Genomic DNA, 14635 nt, shown 5'->3' on the forward strand with positions numbered 1-14635 from the left:
ATTCGTCTCCTTGGAAGTACCCGTGATCCACCGTGAGGAGCCGGTCATCGCCGACAACACCTACAACGCCGCCCACCTGCTGGTCCTCGAGGGCCTCGAAGCCGTGCGGAAGCGTCCCGGGATGTACATCGGCTCCACCGACACCCGGGGGCTGATGCACTGCCTCTGGGAGATCATCGACAACGGCGTCGACGAGGCCCTCGGCGGCAACGCCGGCCGGGTCGAGGTGATCCTCCACGCCGACGACTCCGTCGAGGTGTACGACGACGGACGCGGCATCCCCACCGACAAGGAGCCCAAGACCGGGCTCCCCGGCGTCGAGGTCGTGGCGACCAAGCTGCACGCCGGCGGCAAGTTCGGCGGCGGCTCGTACGTCGCCACCGGCGGTCTCCACGGCGTCGGCCTGTCGGTGGTCAACGCGCTGTCGAGCCGGATGGACATCGACGTCGACCGCTCGCCGGCCAGCCAGGGGCTGAGCTTCCAGCGCGGCGTGCCCGGCGTCTTCGACGGCGAGGGCCCGACGGCCGGCTTCACCCCGCAGTCGGGTCTGACCCGCAAGGGCGGCCGGGTCGCGAAGGGCCGGTCCGGCACCCGGATCCGGTTCTGGCCGGACCGCCAGATCTTCACCAAGGACGCCGAGTTCGTCCTCGACGGGCTGATCGGGCGCGCGCGCCAGACGTCGTTCATCGTCCCCGGTCTCGAGCTGGTCATCAACGACCAGCGCGCCGCCGACAAGGCCGCGTGGACCGAGGAGCGCTTCCGCCACGACGGGGGCATCGGCGAGTTCTGCGACTACCTCGCCACCGGCGAGCCGGTCACCGAGGTGCTCCGGCTGCAGGGCAGTGACGTCTTCACCGAGACCGTCCCGCTGCTCGACGACCAGGGCCACATGACCCCGCAGGACGTCGAGCGCGAGCTGACCGTCGACGTCGCGGTGCGCTGGGGTGCCGGCTACGACACCGAGCTGCGCTCCTTCGTCAACGTGATCGCCACCCCCAAGGGCGGCACCCACGTCTCCGGCTTCGAGAGCGCGCTCACCAAGACCTTCAACGACGCGATGCGCGCCACCAAGGCGCTCAAGGTCAACGACGACGACGTGATCAAGGACGACATCCTCGAGGGGATGACCGCGGTCGTCACGGTCCGGCTCGCGGAGCCGCAGTTCGAGGGCCAGACCAAGGAGATCCTCGGCACCCCGGCCGCGCGGACCGTCGTACGCAAGGTGGTGGCGGCCGAGCTCAAGGAGTTCCTGACCTCCACCAAGCGGGCCGAGAAGGCCCAGGCCAAGCTGCTCATGGAGAAGGTCGTCGCGGCCTCCAAGACCCGGATCGCGGCCCGCCAGCACAAGGAGACCCAGCGGCGCAAGAACGCGCTGGAGTCCTCGACGCTGCCCGCCAAGCTCGCCGACTGCCGCTCCGGCGACAACGAGCGCACCGAGCTGTTCATCGTCGAGGGCGACTCCGCGCTCGGCACCGCCAAGCTGGCCCGCAACGCCGAGTTCCAGGCGCTGCTGCCCATCCGCGGCAAGATCCTCAACGTCCAGAAGGCGTCCGTGGGCGACATGCTCAAGAACGCCGAGTGCGCCTCGATCATCCAGGTCGTCGGCGCCGGCTCCGGGCGCACCTTCGAGCTCGACGCCCGCCGCTACGGCCGGATCATCTTCATGGCCGACGCCGACTCCGACGGCGCCCACATCCGCACCCTGCTCGCGACCCTGTTCTTCAAGTACATGCCCGACCTGGTCAAGGCCGGGCGCGTCTACTCCGCCGTCCCGCCGCTGCACCGCATCGAGATATCCAGCCCGAAGAAGGGCCAGGAGAAGTACGTCTACACCTATTCCGACGACGAGCTGCAGCGCAAGCTCGCCGAGCTCAAGAAGAAGAACGTCCGCTGGAAGGACCCGGTCCAGCGCTACAAGGGCCTGGGCGAGATGGACGCCGACCAGCTGGCCGAGACCACGATGGACCCGCGTCGTCGTACCCTGCGACGGTTGACGGTCGACGAGCTCGAGGTCGCCTCGGAGGTGTTCGAGCTGCTCATGGGCAGCGACGTCGCGCCGAGGAAGGAGTTCATCATCCAGGGGGCCTACGAGGTGGACATGGAGACGCTCGACGCGTGAGCCTCGAGGACCCGGTGGGCGCCTCGCTACGGGGCGCCCACGCCCGGTTCGCGCGGGGAGCGGGCCGGGCGCTGCGATACGACGCCGCGGTGGCGTCGTTCGCGGCGGTGCCGCCCGACCCTGCGGCCGGGGACTGGGCCGACCTCGCGGAGCTGGTCGGGCCGGGTGGGCTCGCCGACCTGTTCAGCTCGCCGGCGACGCCGCCACCCGACTGGGCGCCGGTGTTCACGCTGGCGGGGCTGCAGCTCGTGGCGGGTGACCTGCCGGAGCCCGCGGCGACAGGAGTCGAGGTCGTGGAGCTCGGGCCGGGCGACGTACCGGACATGCTGGCCCTCGTCGAGCGCTCCCGCCCGGGGCCCTTCTGGCCGCGGACCCACGAGATGGGCACCTACCTCGGCGTGCGCGAGAGCGGCGTGCTGGTCGCGATGAGCGGCGAGCGGCTGCGGCCGCCCGGGTGGAGCGAGATCAGCGCGGTGACGACGGCGCCGCAGGCGCGCGGGCGCGGGCTGGCGGGGCTGCTGGTGACCGAGGTGACGCGGCGGATCCGGGCCCGCGGAGAGCGGGCGTTCCTCCATGTCGCTGCCGACAACGCGCCGGCCCTGCGGCTCTACGCGGCCCTCGGGTTCGAGGTCCGCCGCGAGGTGGTCTTCCGCGGGTTCCGGGTGCCGGGCTGACTCGCCGACGGATCCGCCGGGGGTGGCATGGGCGGAACCCATGATCGCCTGCATCGTCGTGCTGATCGCCCTGGTGCAGCTGATCCGGTGCACCGGCGCCCGCGCCGTCCGGGCGCTCAGGCGGCGAGCCTCCGCGCGTGCGCCACGAGCGCCGCGTGGAGGTCGCGGACCGCGGCGCGGCTCACGTTGTGCTGGTCGCCGGCAGTGGTGCGGAGCCGGTCGACGGCATCCAGCACGGCCACCATGCCGGCAGCAGGTCCAGTCCCTGGCGGCTGATCCGCGCGCCGCAGCGACCCGTGCCGCGTCACGGCGGCGACGTACTCCAGCTGCTCGATCCTCACGGCGACCCCTCATATACATTAATCTGAGTGAATTACTATAGAAAGTCTGGTGCGGCACCTCGGTGCCGCCTCCAGGCGGAGTGGAAGGCGCGGCCGATGGCTCCGTCGTCCATGGCGACGGCGAATCGGGCCGTTTCGCCTTGTCTGATCCGTCAAAGTCGAGCAATCTGATCCACATACCCGGATTGAGGAGCAGTGATGACCAGCAGCCCGACCCGGCATGGGCCAGCGGACGACGGCCAGCGGCACGGTCCGGCTCGACGGGGTCGCGGTGCGCACGGACCGGCTGACGCCGTACCACCTGACCTTCGAGGGGCCGCAGACCTACGGCGCCTTCGCGCAGCTGCTGCACGCCGCGCTGGACGCGGAGTCGGCCGGCGCGGCCAGTCTCGCCGTCGCCGCGGCCCGGGCGGCCACGACCAGCGCCAGCCTGGAGGCGGGCACGCGGCTGTTCGAGGTCGCCGGCACCCGGTCCGCGCTGGACTCGCTGAACCTGCACCGGCACTGGCGCAACGCCCGCACCCACACCCTGCACGACCCGGCCGCCTGGAAGGTGCGCCACCTCGGGCACTGGGCCCTCGACGGCCGGCTGCCCCCCAACCACGGCCAGCTCTGACCACGACACAGAAGGACGACATGACACAACAGCTCACGTTCCACTGGTTCCTGCCCACCCACGACGGCGTGTACTACCGGCTCGACGCGGTGCTGGCTCAGATCCCGGACCCGCAGCCGCAGATCTACTACGGCGGCTCCTCGGAGGCGGCGGGGCGGGTGGCCGCCCGGCACGTCGACGTGTACCTGACCTGGGGCGAGCCGCCGGCCGCCGTACGGGAGAAGATCGAGTGGGTGGCCAAGCTGGCCGCCGACGAGGGACGCGAGCTGCGCTTCGGCATCCGGCTGCACTCCATCGCCCGCGACACCTCCGCGGCTGCCTGGGCCGAGGCGGACCGGCTCCTCGACGGCATCAGCGACGAGCAGATCGCCCAGATGCAGGCCGGGCTGCGGCGCAGCGAGTCGGTCGGCCAGGCCCGGATGCTGGAGCTCAACGGCGGCACCAAGGACGCGCTGGAGATCCACCCGAGCCTGTGGGCCGGGGTCGGCCTGGTGCGGGGCGGCGCCGGGACCGCCATGGTCGGCAGCTTCACCGAGATCGCCGACCTGGTCGAGCAGTACGCCGAGGTGGGCATCTCCGAGTTCGTGATGTCCGGCTACCCCCACCTCGAGGAGGCCTACTGGTTCGGCGAAGGCGTCTTGCCCGAGCTCGCCCGGCGCGGCCTGTGGTCGCACCCGTCGCCGGCCGCCCCATCGGCCGGGGCGGTGCCCTTCGGCGCTCGGCAGGTGGTCGCGTGAGCACCGCGGTCGTCGTCGGCAACCCCAAGCCGGCCTCGCGCACCCTGAGCGCCGCCACCCTGCTCGCCACCGAGCTGACCGGCGCGGCGCCCGACCTGGTCGTCGACCTCGCCACCGCGGGAGCCGGGTTGCTGGCCTGGGACGACCCCGAGGCCCGCGACCTGGTCGAGCAGGTCGGGACGGCGGACGTCGTGGTCTTCGCGTGCCCGACCTACAAGGCGACGTACACCGGGCTGCTCAAGGTCTTCCTCGACCGGTTCGAGGCACGGCCGCGGCCCGCGGTCGCCGTACCCCTGATGCTCGGGGCCGGTCCGGGCCACGCCCTCGCCGCCGAGCTGACGCTGCGCCCGGTGCTGGCCGAGCTGGGCTTCGCCACCGTGCGGGGCCTCTACGTCCTCGACAGCCAGCACGACGACCCGGGCGCCTACGCCGCCTGGCTGGCCCAGGTCCGGCCGGTGGTCTCCGCCCTCGACCGATCGGGGGCCTCCTGATGAGCGTCACCGTGCTGACCACCAACCAGGATCTCGACCCGGCCCGGCTCCGGGAGGCCGTCGGCGTCTTCCCGAGCGGCGGGTCCGGGAGGCTCACGGCCGCCGCCTGACCTGTGCCAGCATGAGCCCATGAGCACCGCCGACCGCACCGCCGTCGTCAAGCTGCTCAAGGCCCGGGGAGCCAAGGCGCGCCGGGGACACCTGCGGATCCCGGTCGGCGAGCTGTTCTGGTACGTCGACGTGCTGGCCGACGGCGTCGGGCCCACCGCGCCGCTGCGGCTCGAGACCGGCTGCTGGACGAGCCGGCTGCCGCCGGAGCCCGACGGCGGCGCCGTCGACTGCCCACTGCTGATGGACGTGCCGCTCGGCACTGACCCGGTCGGCGCCACGACGGCCCTGCTGGACCGGATCACCGGGCTCGGCGACCTCGCCGCGCTCGGCGCCGGCCTGGGCGGGCTGCCCGGCGCGCTGGTGGACCAGCGGCTGCGCGACCTGCTGTGATCAGAGCACCTGGTCGAGCAGGCCCGTGTCCACGTCGTAGATGAACCCGCCGACCTTGACCGTGTCGGGGATCAGGGGATGGGCGCGGACCCGCTGGACGTCGGCGGACAGCGCGGCCGCCTGGCCGTCGGTGACCGGCAGCGTGAGCCAGGACGTGTCCTGGCCGGTCGACGCGTCGAGTCGCTCCCGCAGCGTGGCCTCGCTGTTGCTGGCCACCGCGCAGCGGGTGTGGGGGATGACCATGATCCGGTCGACGTTGAGCATGTGGACCGAGATCACGAGCGCGTCCAGGGTCAGGTCGTCGACCCGGCCACCGGGGTTGCGCAGCATCTTCGCGTCGCCGGGCTTCAGGCCGGTCAGACCCAGGGGGTCGATCCGGGAGTCCATGCAGGTCACCAGCGCGAGGCCGGCTCGTGCGATTCCGTCGAACCCGCCGTCGGCGAAGTCGGCGGCGTACTCCTGGTTGGCCTTCAGCAGATCATCGAAATCACCCATGACCGCAGATTATCCGCCCGCGCGCAGCACCTCGGCGGTGTCCACGTCGCGGGTGTGTGCTCTGGACAACACCGCCACGGCCAGCACGGCGGCGGCGAACGCCGCCACGGAGGCGCCCCGGAAGACCGCCTGCTCCTGCAGGATGCCGAGCTCGGTGAGGCCGAGGCTCGGGTCGGCGGCCTGGGCGGCGTAGAGGCGGCGCAGGCCGATCGTGGTCAGCGCCGAGATGCCGACCAGCATGCCGACCATCCGGGCGACGACCACGAGGGCGCTGGCCAGGCCGTGGGCGTCGTCGTCGGTGCTGGCCAGGATCGCGGCGTTGACGGGAGCCAGGGCGAGGCCGAAGCCGAGACCGCCCACGACCAGCGGGACGGTGGCGGTGAAGCCCTCCAGGCTGTGGGCGTCCCACCCGCCCATCACGACGAACGAGCCGCTGGCGGCGAGCATGCCGACGGCGGTGAGGACACCGGCGTTGGTACGCCGCAGCAGCCAGCCGCCCAGCACCGCGCCGATCGGCAGTGCGGCCAGGAAGCGCAGCAGCACCAGCGCCGCACCGAGCTGGGAGTCGCGCTCGGTGGTGGTGCGGGCGAAGAGCGGGATGTCGACGAGAGCGGCGATCAGGGCCCAGCCGACCAGGAAGCTGACCACGAGGGCGCCCCATGCGGGCATCGGCCGCAGCGCCCCACGGGGCACGATCGGCGCCGCCGCCCGGCGCAGATGGGCGACGAGCAGGACCAGCGCGATCGCCGACCCGGTCAGGAACCAGGGCCCCTGCGGGGAGAACACCGCCACCTCGGGGTCGGCGGTCGCGAAGGCCAGCACGATGCCGCCGAGGACGACCGCGAGCAGGCCGGCGCCGAGCAGGTCGGCCGCGAGCAGGTGCCGCAGCCAGTCGCGCAGGTCGACCAGCGCCCGCGGCCGGAGCCAGCACCAGGCCACGAGCAGCACGAAGGCCACGATGCTCGCGACGCCGACCGGGGTGACCCAGCGGCTGCCGCCGTCGACGTACGGGATGAACAGCCGGCCCCAAGTCAGGTCGCGCTGCAGGCCGCCCGGCTCGGCGAAGGTGAGGAGGCCGGAGACCAGGGTCGTCGCGAGCAGCAGCAGCGCGACGAGTCGGTCGAGGACGCGGCGGGGATCTCGGGACGGTCGCCGTGCGACCTCCTCGACCTGCGAAGCGGCGCGGGCGACCAGGCCGACCGCGACCACGAGCAGCGCGCCGACGGCCAGGTTGATCGCGAAGATGCCGCGCCAGGAGGTGAAGGACAGCACGAGGGCGCCGAAGAGCGGGCCGAGCACGCTGCCGAACTCCTGGACCGCGGAGACGATGCCGAGGGGGAGGCCGCGCCGCTCGACCGGGTACAGCGCGGCCACCAACGACATGGTCGCGGGGACCAGCCCGCCGCCGCCGACGCCCTGGAGGAACCGGCCGGCGACCATGCTCGGCAGGTCGTAGGAGATCGCGGTGACCAGCGAGCCGACCGAGAACACCACCAGCGACATCGCCAGCACCGGCACCTGTCCGCGCAGGTCCGCGATCCGGCCGATCAGCGGCAGGATCGCGACGTACCCCAGCAGGAAGCCCGACACGATCGGCGCCGCCCGCTGCAGCTCCTCGACCGGGATCCCGGCGCCCGCCATCATGTCCGGCAGCGCCAGGACGACGACATAGGTGTCGACCGCCGCGAACGCGACGGCGATCGCGCAGAAGGCCAGCAGCAGCCGGTTCGCCGCGCTCATTGGTGGCGGCTCACTTCGGAGCCGAGATGTCCTTCGTGACGTCGTAGGCGGTGACCTCGATGGTGTACGTCAGCGGCTCGGAGTCCTTGAAGAAGACGCCGGTGAGCCGGGCGGTGCGCAGGTGGCCCTCGTCGTCGAGGCGGTAGGTCGCCTCGAAGTCGTCACCCTCGGCGCAGGGCAGGATCGTGCGGATCGAGTCGCCCGTGGCCGTGCCGGCGTAGGTGTGGAAGATCTCCTTGTTGTCCTTGCCGCCGCGCTCGGACTTTCCGGCCTTCACGTCGGTGCTGCTGGTGAGCACCGTGGAGACGCCGGTCGTCGGGTCGAGCAGCTGGGCCGGGTCGGGGGCGCACAGGTCGGCCGGCTGGTACTGGTCGGTCCACCCCAGGATCGGGGCGTTGATCCACAGCGTGCCGTCGACCGACACGACGTCGATCGAGCTCGCGTCGAATCCGCTGACCCGGCCCGCGACGGTGCCCTCGAAGGCCGGCGGGTCGGCGACGATGGTGCCGCTCGCGGCCGAGAGGTAGTCGGTGCCGGGGTCGTCGTCGGTCGAGAGCGAGACCTCGATGCCGCTGGTGTCGTCGAGCAGCCTCTTGGCCTTGGCGCCGGCGTCGGACCACGACTCGGTCTTCGACGAGCCGCCGCCGTCGTCACCCGAGCAGGCGGTCAGGCCGCCGACGGCGACGAGGGCGGAGAGCAGGCCCGCGGCCACGCGGGTCGAGGTCGTCGTCATGCGCTCACCCTGACACACCCAGGGTCACGGCCAGCGGACCAGCCGCTGCGGCGAGCGCCTGGCTGCTCGGCACGCCGGAGCCGTCCCGGCGGCCGGTGGCCTCGGGCAGGTCGACGGGCGCGCCGCTCGCGGCGCCGGCCCGGGCCGGCGCGGGTCCGGCCCAGGCGAAGACGATGCCGTCCTCGCCCTTGAGGAAGCGGTGGCAGCGCACGCCGCCGGTCGCCCGGCCCTTGGCGGGGTACTCCCAGAAGTCGGTCACCTTGACCGAGCCGGGCTCGGTGCCGGGCAGAGCGGTCGAGGAGCCGGACGAGGTCACCAGGACCACGCCGCCGGGCGAGTTCAGGTCGAGCGCGCCGAACCAGACCACCCGCTCGCGGTCGGCGACCCGGACGCCGGCCATGCCGCCGCCCGAGCGGCCCTGGGGGCGAACCGAGTCGGCCGGGAAGTGGAGCAGCTGGGCGTCGGAGGTGACGAAGCAGAGCTCCTCCTGGCCGGTCCTCAGCTGGACCGCGCCGACCACCTCGTCGCCCTCCTTGAGGCCGATGACCTCCCACTCGTCCTTGCTCAGCACCTCGGGGTTGACCCGCTTGACGACGCCTTGTCGGGTGCCGAGCGCGAGGCCGGGGCCCTCGGCGCTCAGCGTGGTCAGCGCGAGCGCCCGCTCGCCGGCGGCCAGCTCGAGCACCTCGGACAGCGGCAGGCCGCCTTGGAGGTTGGGCTCGTTGGCCGACGGCGGGATCGCCGGGAGGTCGAGGACCGCCAGCCGGACCAGGCGCCCGGCGGAGGTGAGCACGCCGATGTCGGCGCGGGCCGTCGTACGGATGGCGGAGACGACCACGTCGTGGTTGGCCCGGTCGCCGCCGGTGCCGATCTCGTCGGCGTTGCTCGTGCGGGCCAGCAGGCCGGTGGAGGACAGCAGCGCGAAGCACGGGTCGTCGGCGACCTCGAGCGGCGCGGCCGCGGCGGCGACGGCGGTGGTGCCGGCCGACTCCAGCAAGACGGTGCGCCGCGGGGTGCCGAACGTCTTGGCGACCTCGGCCAGCTCGGTGGACACCAGCCTCTTGAGCAGCCCCTCGTCGGCGAGGATCGCGTCGAGCTCCTCGATCTCCTTGCGCAGCTCCTCCTGCTCCTTCTCCAGCTCGAGGCGGGAGAACCTGGTGAGCCGGCGCAGCTGCATCTCGAGGATGTACTCGGCCTGGACCTCGGACAGCTCGAAGACGCTCATCAGCCGCTCCTTGGCGGCCGCCGAGTTGTCGCTCGTGCGGATCACCTGGATGACCTCGTCGATGTCGAGCAGGGCCAGGAGCAGGCCGTCGACCAGGTGGAGCCGGGCGGCCTTCTTGTTGCGGCGGAACTGCGAGCGGCGGCGGACGACGTCGTAGCGGTGCTCGAGGAAGACCTCCAGCATCTCTTTGAGGCCCATGGTGCGCGGCTGGCCGTCGACGAGGGCGACGTTGTTGATGCCAAAGGAGTCCTCGAGCGGGGTCAGCTTGTAGAGCTGCTCGAGCAGCGCCTCGGGGACGAAGCCGTTCTTGACCTCGATGACCAGGCGCAGCCCGTTCTCGCGGTCGGTGAGGTCCTTGATGTCGGCGATGCCCTGCAGCTTCTTCGACTGCACGAGCACCTTGATCCGCTCGACGACCTTCTCGGTGCCGATGTTGTAGGGCAGCTCGGTGACCACGATGCCCTTGCGGCGCCCGATGCTCTCGATCCGGGCGGTGGCGCGCATCTTGAAGATGCCGCGACCGCTCTCGTAGGCGTCGCGGATGCCGTCGAGGCCGACGATCTTGCCGCCGGTGGGCAGGTCGGGCCCCGGGATGAACCTCATCAGGCCGTCGATGTCGGTCTTGGGGTGCTGGATGAGATGGCGCAGCGCCTGGACCACCTCGACCAGGTTGTGGGGCGCCATGTTGGTCGCCATGCCGACCGCGATGCCCGTCGTACCGTTGACCACCAGGTTGGGGATCGCCGAGGGGAGCACGGTGGGCTCGTACTCGCGGCTGTCGTAGTTGGGCTTGAAGTCGACGGTGTCCTCGTCGATCGACTCGGTCATCGCGACGGCGGGAGGCGCCATCCGGGCCTCGGTGTAGCGCATCGCCGCCGGCGGGTCCTCGCCGCCGGGAGAGCCGAAGTTGCCGTGACCGTCGACCATCGGCAGCCGCAGCGCCCACGGCTGCGCGGTGCGGACCAGGGCGTCGTAGATCGCGCCGTCGCCGTGGGGGTGCAGCCGGCCCATGACCTCACCGACGATGCGCGCGCACTTGGAGTGGCCGCGGTCGGGCCGCAGGCCCATGTCGTTCATCGTGTAGAGGATCCGGCGCTGCACCGGCTTCAGCCCGTCGCGCGCGTCGGGCAGGGCGCGGGAGTAGATGACGGAGTAGGCGTACTCCAGGAACGACGACTGCATCTCGTCGCGGATGTCGGTGTCGAGGATGTGCTCCTCGAAGTCCTCAGGGAGGGGATCTGCCTTCGTACGCCGTGCCATGGGCGGCATTCTTCCGGGTCGGTCCGACATGCGGGTCGGGGGCTCGCCGATCAGGTCGGGGTGATGTCGTCCGCGTGATCGGCGGCGTCCGCGGCGGTGTCCACAGGGGGGTTGTCCACAGCCACCACGTTGTTCGAGCGTATGTTCGAACCGAGGCGGTAGGATCGACGTACGTCGACTCTCGGGAAAGGCTGCACGATGACCGTCGCACCTTCGCTGGTCCAGCCGCTGCTGGCCGCGGTGGCCGACGCGCGCGCGGTGCTCGATCGAGTCGCCGACGTGCAGCCGCTCTACCTGTCCACGGCGGAGAAGGAGCGTCTGCTGCTGGAGTCCGTCGCGCTGGTGGCGCAGGCCGACGAGCTGCGGCTGCGCTGTCTTGCCGATGCGGGTGACGTCGCGGCCGAGCACGGCGCCCGCGATGCCGGTGCGTGGCTGGCGCATGCCGCCCGTCTCGACCCGGCGGCCACGAGCGCCGACCTGCGGCTGGCGAGCTCGCTGCAGGAGCGGCCGCTGGTGGCTGCCGGCCTGCGCGCCGGTGCCGTGAACGCGGCGCAGGCGCGTGCGATCGCCTCCACCGTCGCCGATCTGCCCGAGCGGCTCGGGACCGAGTTGCGAGCCGATGCCGAGGCCCGGCTGCTCGAGTACGCCGCCGAGTTCGGCCCGGTCGAGCTGCGCCGTCTTGGGCGCCGGATCCTCGACGTCGTGGCCCCGGAGATCGCCGAGGCCGAAGAGGCCCGCCGGCTGGAGGCCGAGGAGGCCGCGGCGCGTGATCGGGCGTCGTTGAAGTTCCGCAACCTGGGTGAGGGACGCTCCCGCCTGTCGGGCGTTCTGCCGACCGGGGCGGTGGAGCGACTCAAGGGGTACCTCGACGCCCACACCAACCCTGCCCGGCCCGATCATGACCGTTCGGCGCAGGCCAACGCGGAGGCGGCCCGCTCGCCGTTCCACCGTCGCCGGGCGTGGGCGTTGATGGACCTGCTCGAGCTCATCGACCCCGAGCGGCTTCCCGAGCACGGTGGGGACGCGACCACGGTCGCGGTGACCATCGACATCGACCAGCTCCGTGCTGACCTCGCCACCGCGGGCCTGCTCACCGGTGAGGGCCAGGAGGCCATCTCCGCGGCCGAGGCACGGCGTCTGGCCTGCCAGGCCCGGATCATCCCCGTGGTGCTCGACGGCCGGGGCCGTGTGCTCGACCTGGGGCGGTCGGCCCGGCTGTTCCAGCCTGCGCAGCGGGCGGCGATCCGGCTGCGCGACCACGTGTGCCGGGCCGAGGGCTGCTCGATCCCGGCCCGCTGGTGCCATATGCACCATCTCGACCCGGTGCGCCGTGAGGCGCCTGTTCTACCGAATGGAGGTGAGAGACCTCCGTCGCCGGTCTGTCGCAGCAGTCCGGTGAAGCTGAGGGCAGCCTGATCCGGGAGGTGCCGGGGAGGGTGGGAAGCAGCCCTGACAAAGCCGGGACGGTCCGGGATCACCAGACGGGCCGGGTCCGGCGAGCGTGATGAGAAGGAGTACGCGAGGAACCAGTGTCAGACGCCTCGTTATGTGGAGCCGGCTCAAACTTGGTGGATATGGGCCGGTGTACGGTGCGCGACGCCGAATGGGTCGGGTGCGTCGTCCGGCCAGCCGCAGCCAGTGGTCTGGTCAGCCCGTGGTGAAGGTCTGCGGCGTAGCCGCGGGGGCCGTCGGGGTAAAGCTGGGCTCCTCCCTCGTCGAGCGGTAGCAGGTGAACACGGGAACCATCCCGGTCGTGTCCCGGAACAGCACAACAGGCCCCGCAGCCAGCGGGTCCGGGTAGGCACACCGTCGGCCGAAGCGTCGGGATGGGGCGGAGCCGCCGTAGTAGTCCGAGGCCGGGAAAGCCGGTCACGCGACGTGCATCGCGGGCGTCATGGCGAAGGGCGGCAGCGAGTCAGGCAACGAAGGGACTGTCATGTCAGAAGACGCGTCGGTGAATATCGACGCCATGCTGGAGAGCCCCTATGGGGCCGAACGGCGGGTACTGGAGATTCAGACCAAGTTCCACCAATGGGCGGCGGCCGATCCTGGCCGCCGGTTCGATGATCTGTTCAACCTCGTGGTGGACCCGGCCTTTCTTGCTTTGGCATGGGAGCGGGTCCGGGGGAACAAGGGGGCACGTACTGCCGGGATCGACGGCAAGACAGCGGGTGAGATCGAGCGCTCTGAACGTGGAGTGAGCGGGTTCTTGTCCGAGTTGCGCGGCGATCTGAAGTCCCGCGCGTTCGAGCCGCTCCCGGTTCGGGAGAGGAAGATTCCGAAAGCGGGCGGCAAGGTCCGTCGGCTGGGGATTCCGACCGTGCGGGACCGGGTGGTGCAGGCGTCCTTGAAGTTGGTGTTGGAGCCGATCTTGGAAGCGGACTTCGATCCGTGCAGTTATGGTTTCCGTCCCCGACGCCGAGCCCAGGACGCGATCGAGGAGATCCGCCTGTACGCCCGCACCGGCTATGAGTGGGTGTTCGAGGGCGACATCGCGGCTTGTTTCGATGAGATCGACCACACGGTCTTGATGGACCGTCTACGTCGACGGGTCGGGGACAAGCGCGTCCTGGGGCTGGTCAAGGCGTTCTTGAAGGCGGGCCTGCTGGACGAAGAAGGACTCAACCGGGACACCCATACCGGCACCCCTCAGGGCGGCATCCTGTCGCCGCTGCTGGCCAACCTCGCCCTGAGCGTGCTCGATGAGCACTTCGCCGCAGTCGCGGCGCAACTGCCCAACGCCAGCGCCCGTTACCGACACCGCAACCGAGGAGGAGCGACCTATCGGCTGGTCCGGTATGCCGACGACTTCGTGGTCATGGTGTTCGGGACCGAGCGACACGCCCGGCAGTTGTGGGACGAGGTCGCGGACGTCTTGGACCGGATCGGGCTCCGGCTCGCGCCGGACAAAACCCAGGTCGTCCACATCGACGAGGGGTTCGACTTTCTCGGGTTCCGCATCCGGCGGCACCAGCAACGAGGAAGCGACCGGCGACACGTCTACACCTACCCGTCAGCGAAGTCGATGGCTTCGATCAAACGGAAGGTCAAGGCGGTCACCAGCACAATCACGACCAGCGACGTGAGCGAGGTGTTTCGACGTCTCAGCAGCATCACTCGCGGATGGGCCATCTACTTCCGGCACGGGGCATCAAGCGACGCCTACTCCAACCTCCACGACTACCTGTGGTGGAGCGTGTGGCGATGGCTACGCAAGCGACACCCCAAACGGCCCACGAAGTGGATCTTCCGGCGCTACTACAACCGCCAGCACGGCTGGTGGCCCCGAGCGCAGGACGGCGTGAACCTGTGGCAACCCGCCACGATGACGATCGTTCGTCACCGCTACCGGGGAGCCGCGATCCCCACGCCATGGACCCAACAGCCAGTAACAGCACCGTCCTGAGGGACTCGTGGAGAGCCGGATGCGGTGAAAGCCGCACGTCCGGTTCGGGCAGGCGGTCGGGGGAAACGGACCCGGAGCAATCCCGACACCGCGCCCCCGGCCGACCTCACTGGGCGGGCGGCGGATCGACCGACCTGGACCTGGGCATCAGCCTGTGTGGACACCACCACCAACGCATCCACGACCACCGCTACACCCACGAACGACTGCCCGACGGCGACATCCGCTTCCACCGACGCACGTAGACCGGCGGTCGCGATATCCGGCTGGGACCGCCCCACCGACCCGATAGATTCT

The 14635-nt window shown here is 71.2% G+C and carries 13 protein-coding genes; 8 read left to right on the forward strand and 5 right to left on the reverse strand.

Going from position 1 to position 14635, the window contains the following annotated elements:
* Positions 1–121 precede the first annotated feature (121 nt).
* The gene (locus tag ACUP6Y_RS09330; protein ID WP_462556677.1) at positions 122–2119 is read left to right on the forward strand and encodes a DNA gyrase/topoisomerase IV subunit B; all 1998 of its coding nucleotides are present in this window, start codon (positions 122–124) and stop codon (positions 2117–2119) included.
* Positions 2116–2793, forward strand: coding sequence for a GNAT family N-acetyltransferase (locus ACUP6Y_RS09335; RefSeq protein WP_462555566.1), 678 nt, complete (start codon positions 2116–2118; stop codon positions 2791–2793). The genes ACUP6Y_RS09330 and ACUP6Y_RS09335 overlap by 4 nt, the downstream gene beginning before the upstream one ends.
* A 116-nt stretch (positions 2794–2909) precedes the next feature.
* On the opposite strand, the gene ACUP6Y_RS09340 is transcribed toward ACUP6Y_RS09335, so the two are convergent.
* Complete coding sequence (locus ACUP6Y_RS09340; RefSeq protein WP_462555569.1) at positions 2910–3134, reverse strand: hypothetical protein; 225 nt, start codon at positions 3132–3134, stop codon at positions 2910–2912.
* Between the two features lie 220 nt (positions 3135–3354).
* Between ACUP6Y_RS09340 and ACUP6Y_RS09345 the strand changes: the two genes are divergently transcribed.
* The 4 genes from ACUP6Y_RS09345 to ACUP6Y_RS09360 all read left to right on the forward strand — a co-directional run bounded on the left by ACUP6Y_RS09345 (position 3355) and on the right by ACUP6Y_RS09360 (position 5479).
* On the forward strand, positions 3355–3750 hold the full coding sequence (locus ACUP6Y_RS09345) for a hypothetical protein (protein ID WP_462555571.1): 396 nt from the start codon (positions 3355–3357) through the stop codon (positions 3748–3750).
* Positions 3751–3770: 20 nt separating this feature from the next.
* Positions 3771–4487, forward strand: a complete 717-nt coding sequence (locus ACUP6Y_RS09350; protein WP_462555573.1) for an LLM class flavin-dependent oxidoreductase — start codon at positions 3771–3773, stop codon at positions 4485–4487.
* Positions 4484–4978, forward strand: a complete 495-nt coding sequence (locus ACUP6Y_RS09355; protein ID WP_462555576.1) for an NAD(P)H-dependent oxidoreductase — start codon at positions 4484–4486, stop codon at positions 4976–4978. Before ACUP6Y_RS09350 ends, ACUP6Y_RS09355 begins: the two co-directional genes overlap by 4 nt.
* 129 nt (positions 4979–5107) lie before the next feature.
* A complete protein-coding gene (locus ACUP6Y_RS09360; RefSeq protein WP_462555578.1) occupies positions 5108–5479 on the forward strand; it encodes a hypothetical protein in 372 nt (123 codons plus the stop codon).
* Here ACUP6Y_RS09360 and ACUP6Y_RS09365 read toward each other — a convergent pair whose 3' ends face one another.
* Genes ACUP6Y_RS09365 through ACUP6Y_RS09380 form a run of 4 tightly spaced genes read right to left on the reverse strand, consistent with a single transcriptional unit; the run spans position 5480 to position 10932 of the window.
* Positions 5480–5974: a beta-class carbonic anhydrase gene (locus ACUP6Y_RS09365; protein WP_462555580.1), complete on the reverse strand. Its 495-nt coding sequence runs from the start codon at positions 5972–5974 to the stop codon at positions 5480–5482.
* A gap of 9 nt (positions 5975–5983) precedes the next feature.
* Positions 5984–7714: an MFS transporter gene (locus ACUP6Y_RS09370; protein ID WP_462555582.1), complete on the reverse strand. Its 1731-nt coding sequence runs from the start codon at positions 7712–7714 to the stop codon at positions 5984–5986.
* A gap of 10 nt (positions 7715–7724) precedes the next feature.
* Positions 7725–8447, reverse strand: coding sequence for an LppX_LprAFG lipoprotein (locus ACUP6Y_RS09375; RefSeq protein WP_462555584.1), 723 nt, complete (start codon positions 8445–8447; stop codon positions 7725–7727).
* 4 nt (positions 8448–8451) lie between these two features.
* Entirely contained in the window at positions 8452–10932 is a 2481-nt protein-coding gene (locus tag ACUP6Y_RS09380) for a DNA gyrase/topoisomerase IV subunit A (protein ID WP_462555586.1), read from the reverse strand.
* A 198-nt stretch (positions 10933–11130) separates the two neighbouring features.
* Between ACUP6Y_RS09380 and ACUP6Y_RS09385 the strand changes: the two genes are divergently transcribed.
* Both ACUP6Y_RS09385 and ltrA read left to right on the forward strand, forming a co-directional pair.
* Positions 11131–12348, forward strand: coding sequence for a DUF222 domain-containing protein (locus tag ACUP6Y_RS09385; protein ID WP_462555588.1), 1218 nt, complete (start codon positions 11131–11133; stop codon positions 12346–12348).
* Positions 12349–12826: 478 nt separating this feature from the next.
* On the forward strand, positions 12827–14338 hold the full coding sequence (gene ltrA / locus ACUP6Y_RS09390; protein WP_462555591.1) for a group II intron reverse transcriptase/maturase: 1512 nt from the start codon (positions 12827–12829) through the stop codon (positions 14336–14338).
* Positions 14339–14635 lie beyond the last annotated feature (297 nt).

The organism is Nocardioides sp. S5-5 (assembly GCF_054954065.1).

Coding starts and splice junctions, on each gene's coding strand:
- ACUP6Y_RS09330 (WP_462556677.1), top strand. CDS start 122: ATGTACATCGGCTCCACCGACACCCGGGGGCTGATGCACTGCCTCTGG.
- ACUP6Y_RS09345 (WP_462555571.1), top strand. CDS start 3,355: ATGGGCCAGCGGACGACGGCCAGCGGCACGGTCCGGCTCGACGGGGTC.
- ACUP6Y_RS09350 (WP_462555573.1), top strand. CDS start 3,771: ATGACACAACAGCTCACGTTCCACTGGTTCCTGCCCACCCACGACGGC.
- ACUP6Y_RS09360 (WP_462555578.1), top strand. CDS start 5,108: ATGAGCACCGCCGACCGCACCGCCGTCGTCAAGCTGCTCAAGGCCCGG.
- ACUP6Y_RS09365 (WP_462555580.1), bottom strand. CDS start 5,974: ATGGGTGATTTCGATGATCTGCTGAAGGCCAACCAGGAGTACGCCGCC.
- ACUP6Y_RS09370 (WP_462555582.1), bottom strand. CDS start 7,714: ATGAGCGCGGCGAACCGGCTGCTGCTGGCCTTCTGCGCGATCGCCGTC.
- ACUP6Y_RS09375 (WP_462555584.1), bottom strand. CDS start 8,447: ATGACGACGACCTCGACCCGCGTGGCCGCGGGCCTGCTCTCCGCCCTC.
- ACUP6Y_RS09380 (WP_462555586.1), bottom strand. CDS start 10,932: ATGGCACGGCGTACGAAGGCAGATCCCCTCCCTGAGGACTTCGAGGAG.
- ACUP6Y_RS09385 (WP_462555588.1), top strand. CDS start 11,131: ATGACCGTCGCACCTTCGCTGGTCCAGCCGCTGCTGGCCGCGGTGGCC.
- ltrA (WP_462555591.1), top strand. CDS start 12,827: ATGGCGAAGGGCGGCAGCGAGTCAGGCAACGAAGGGACTGTCATGTCA.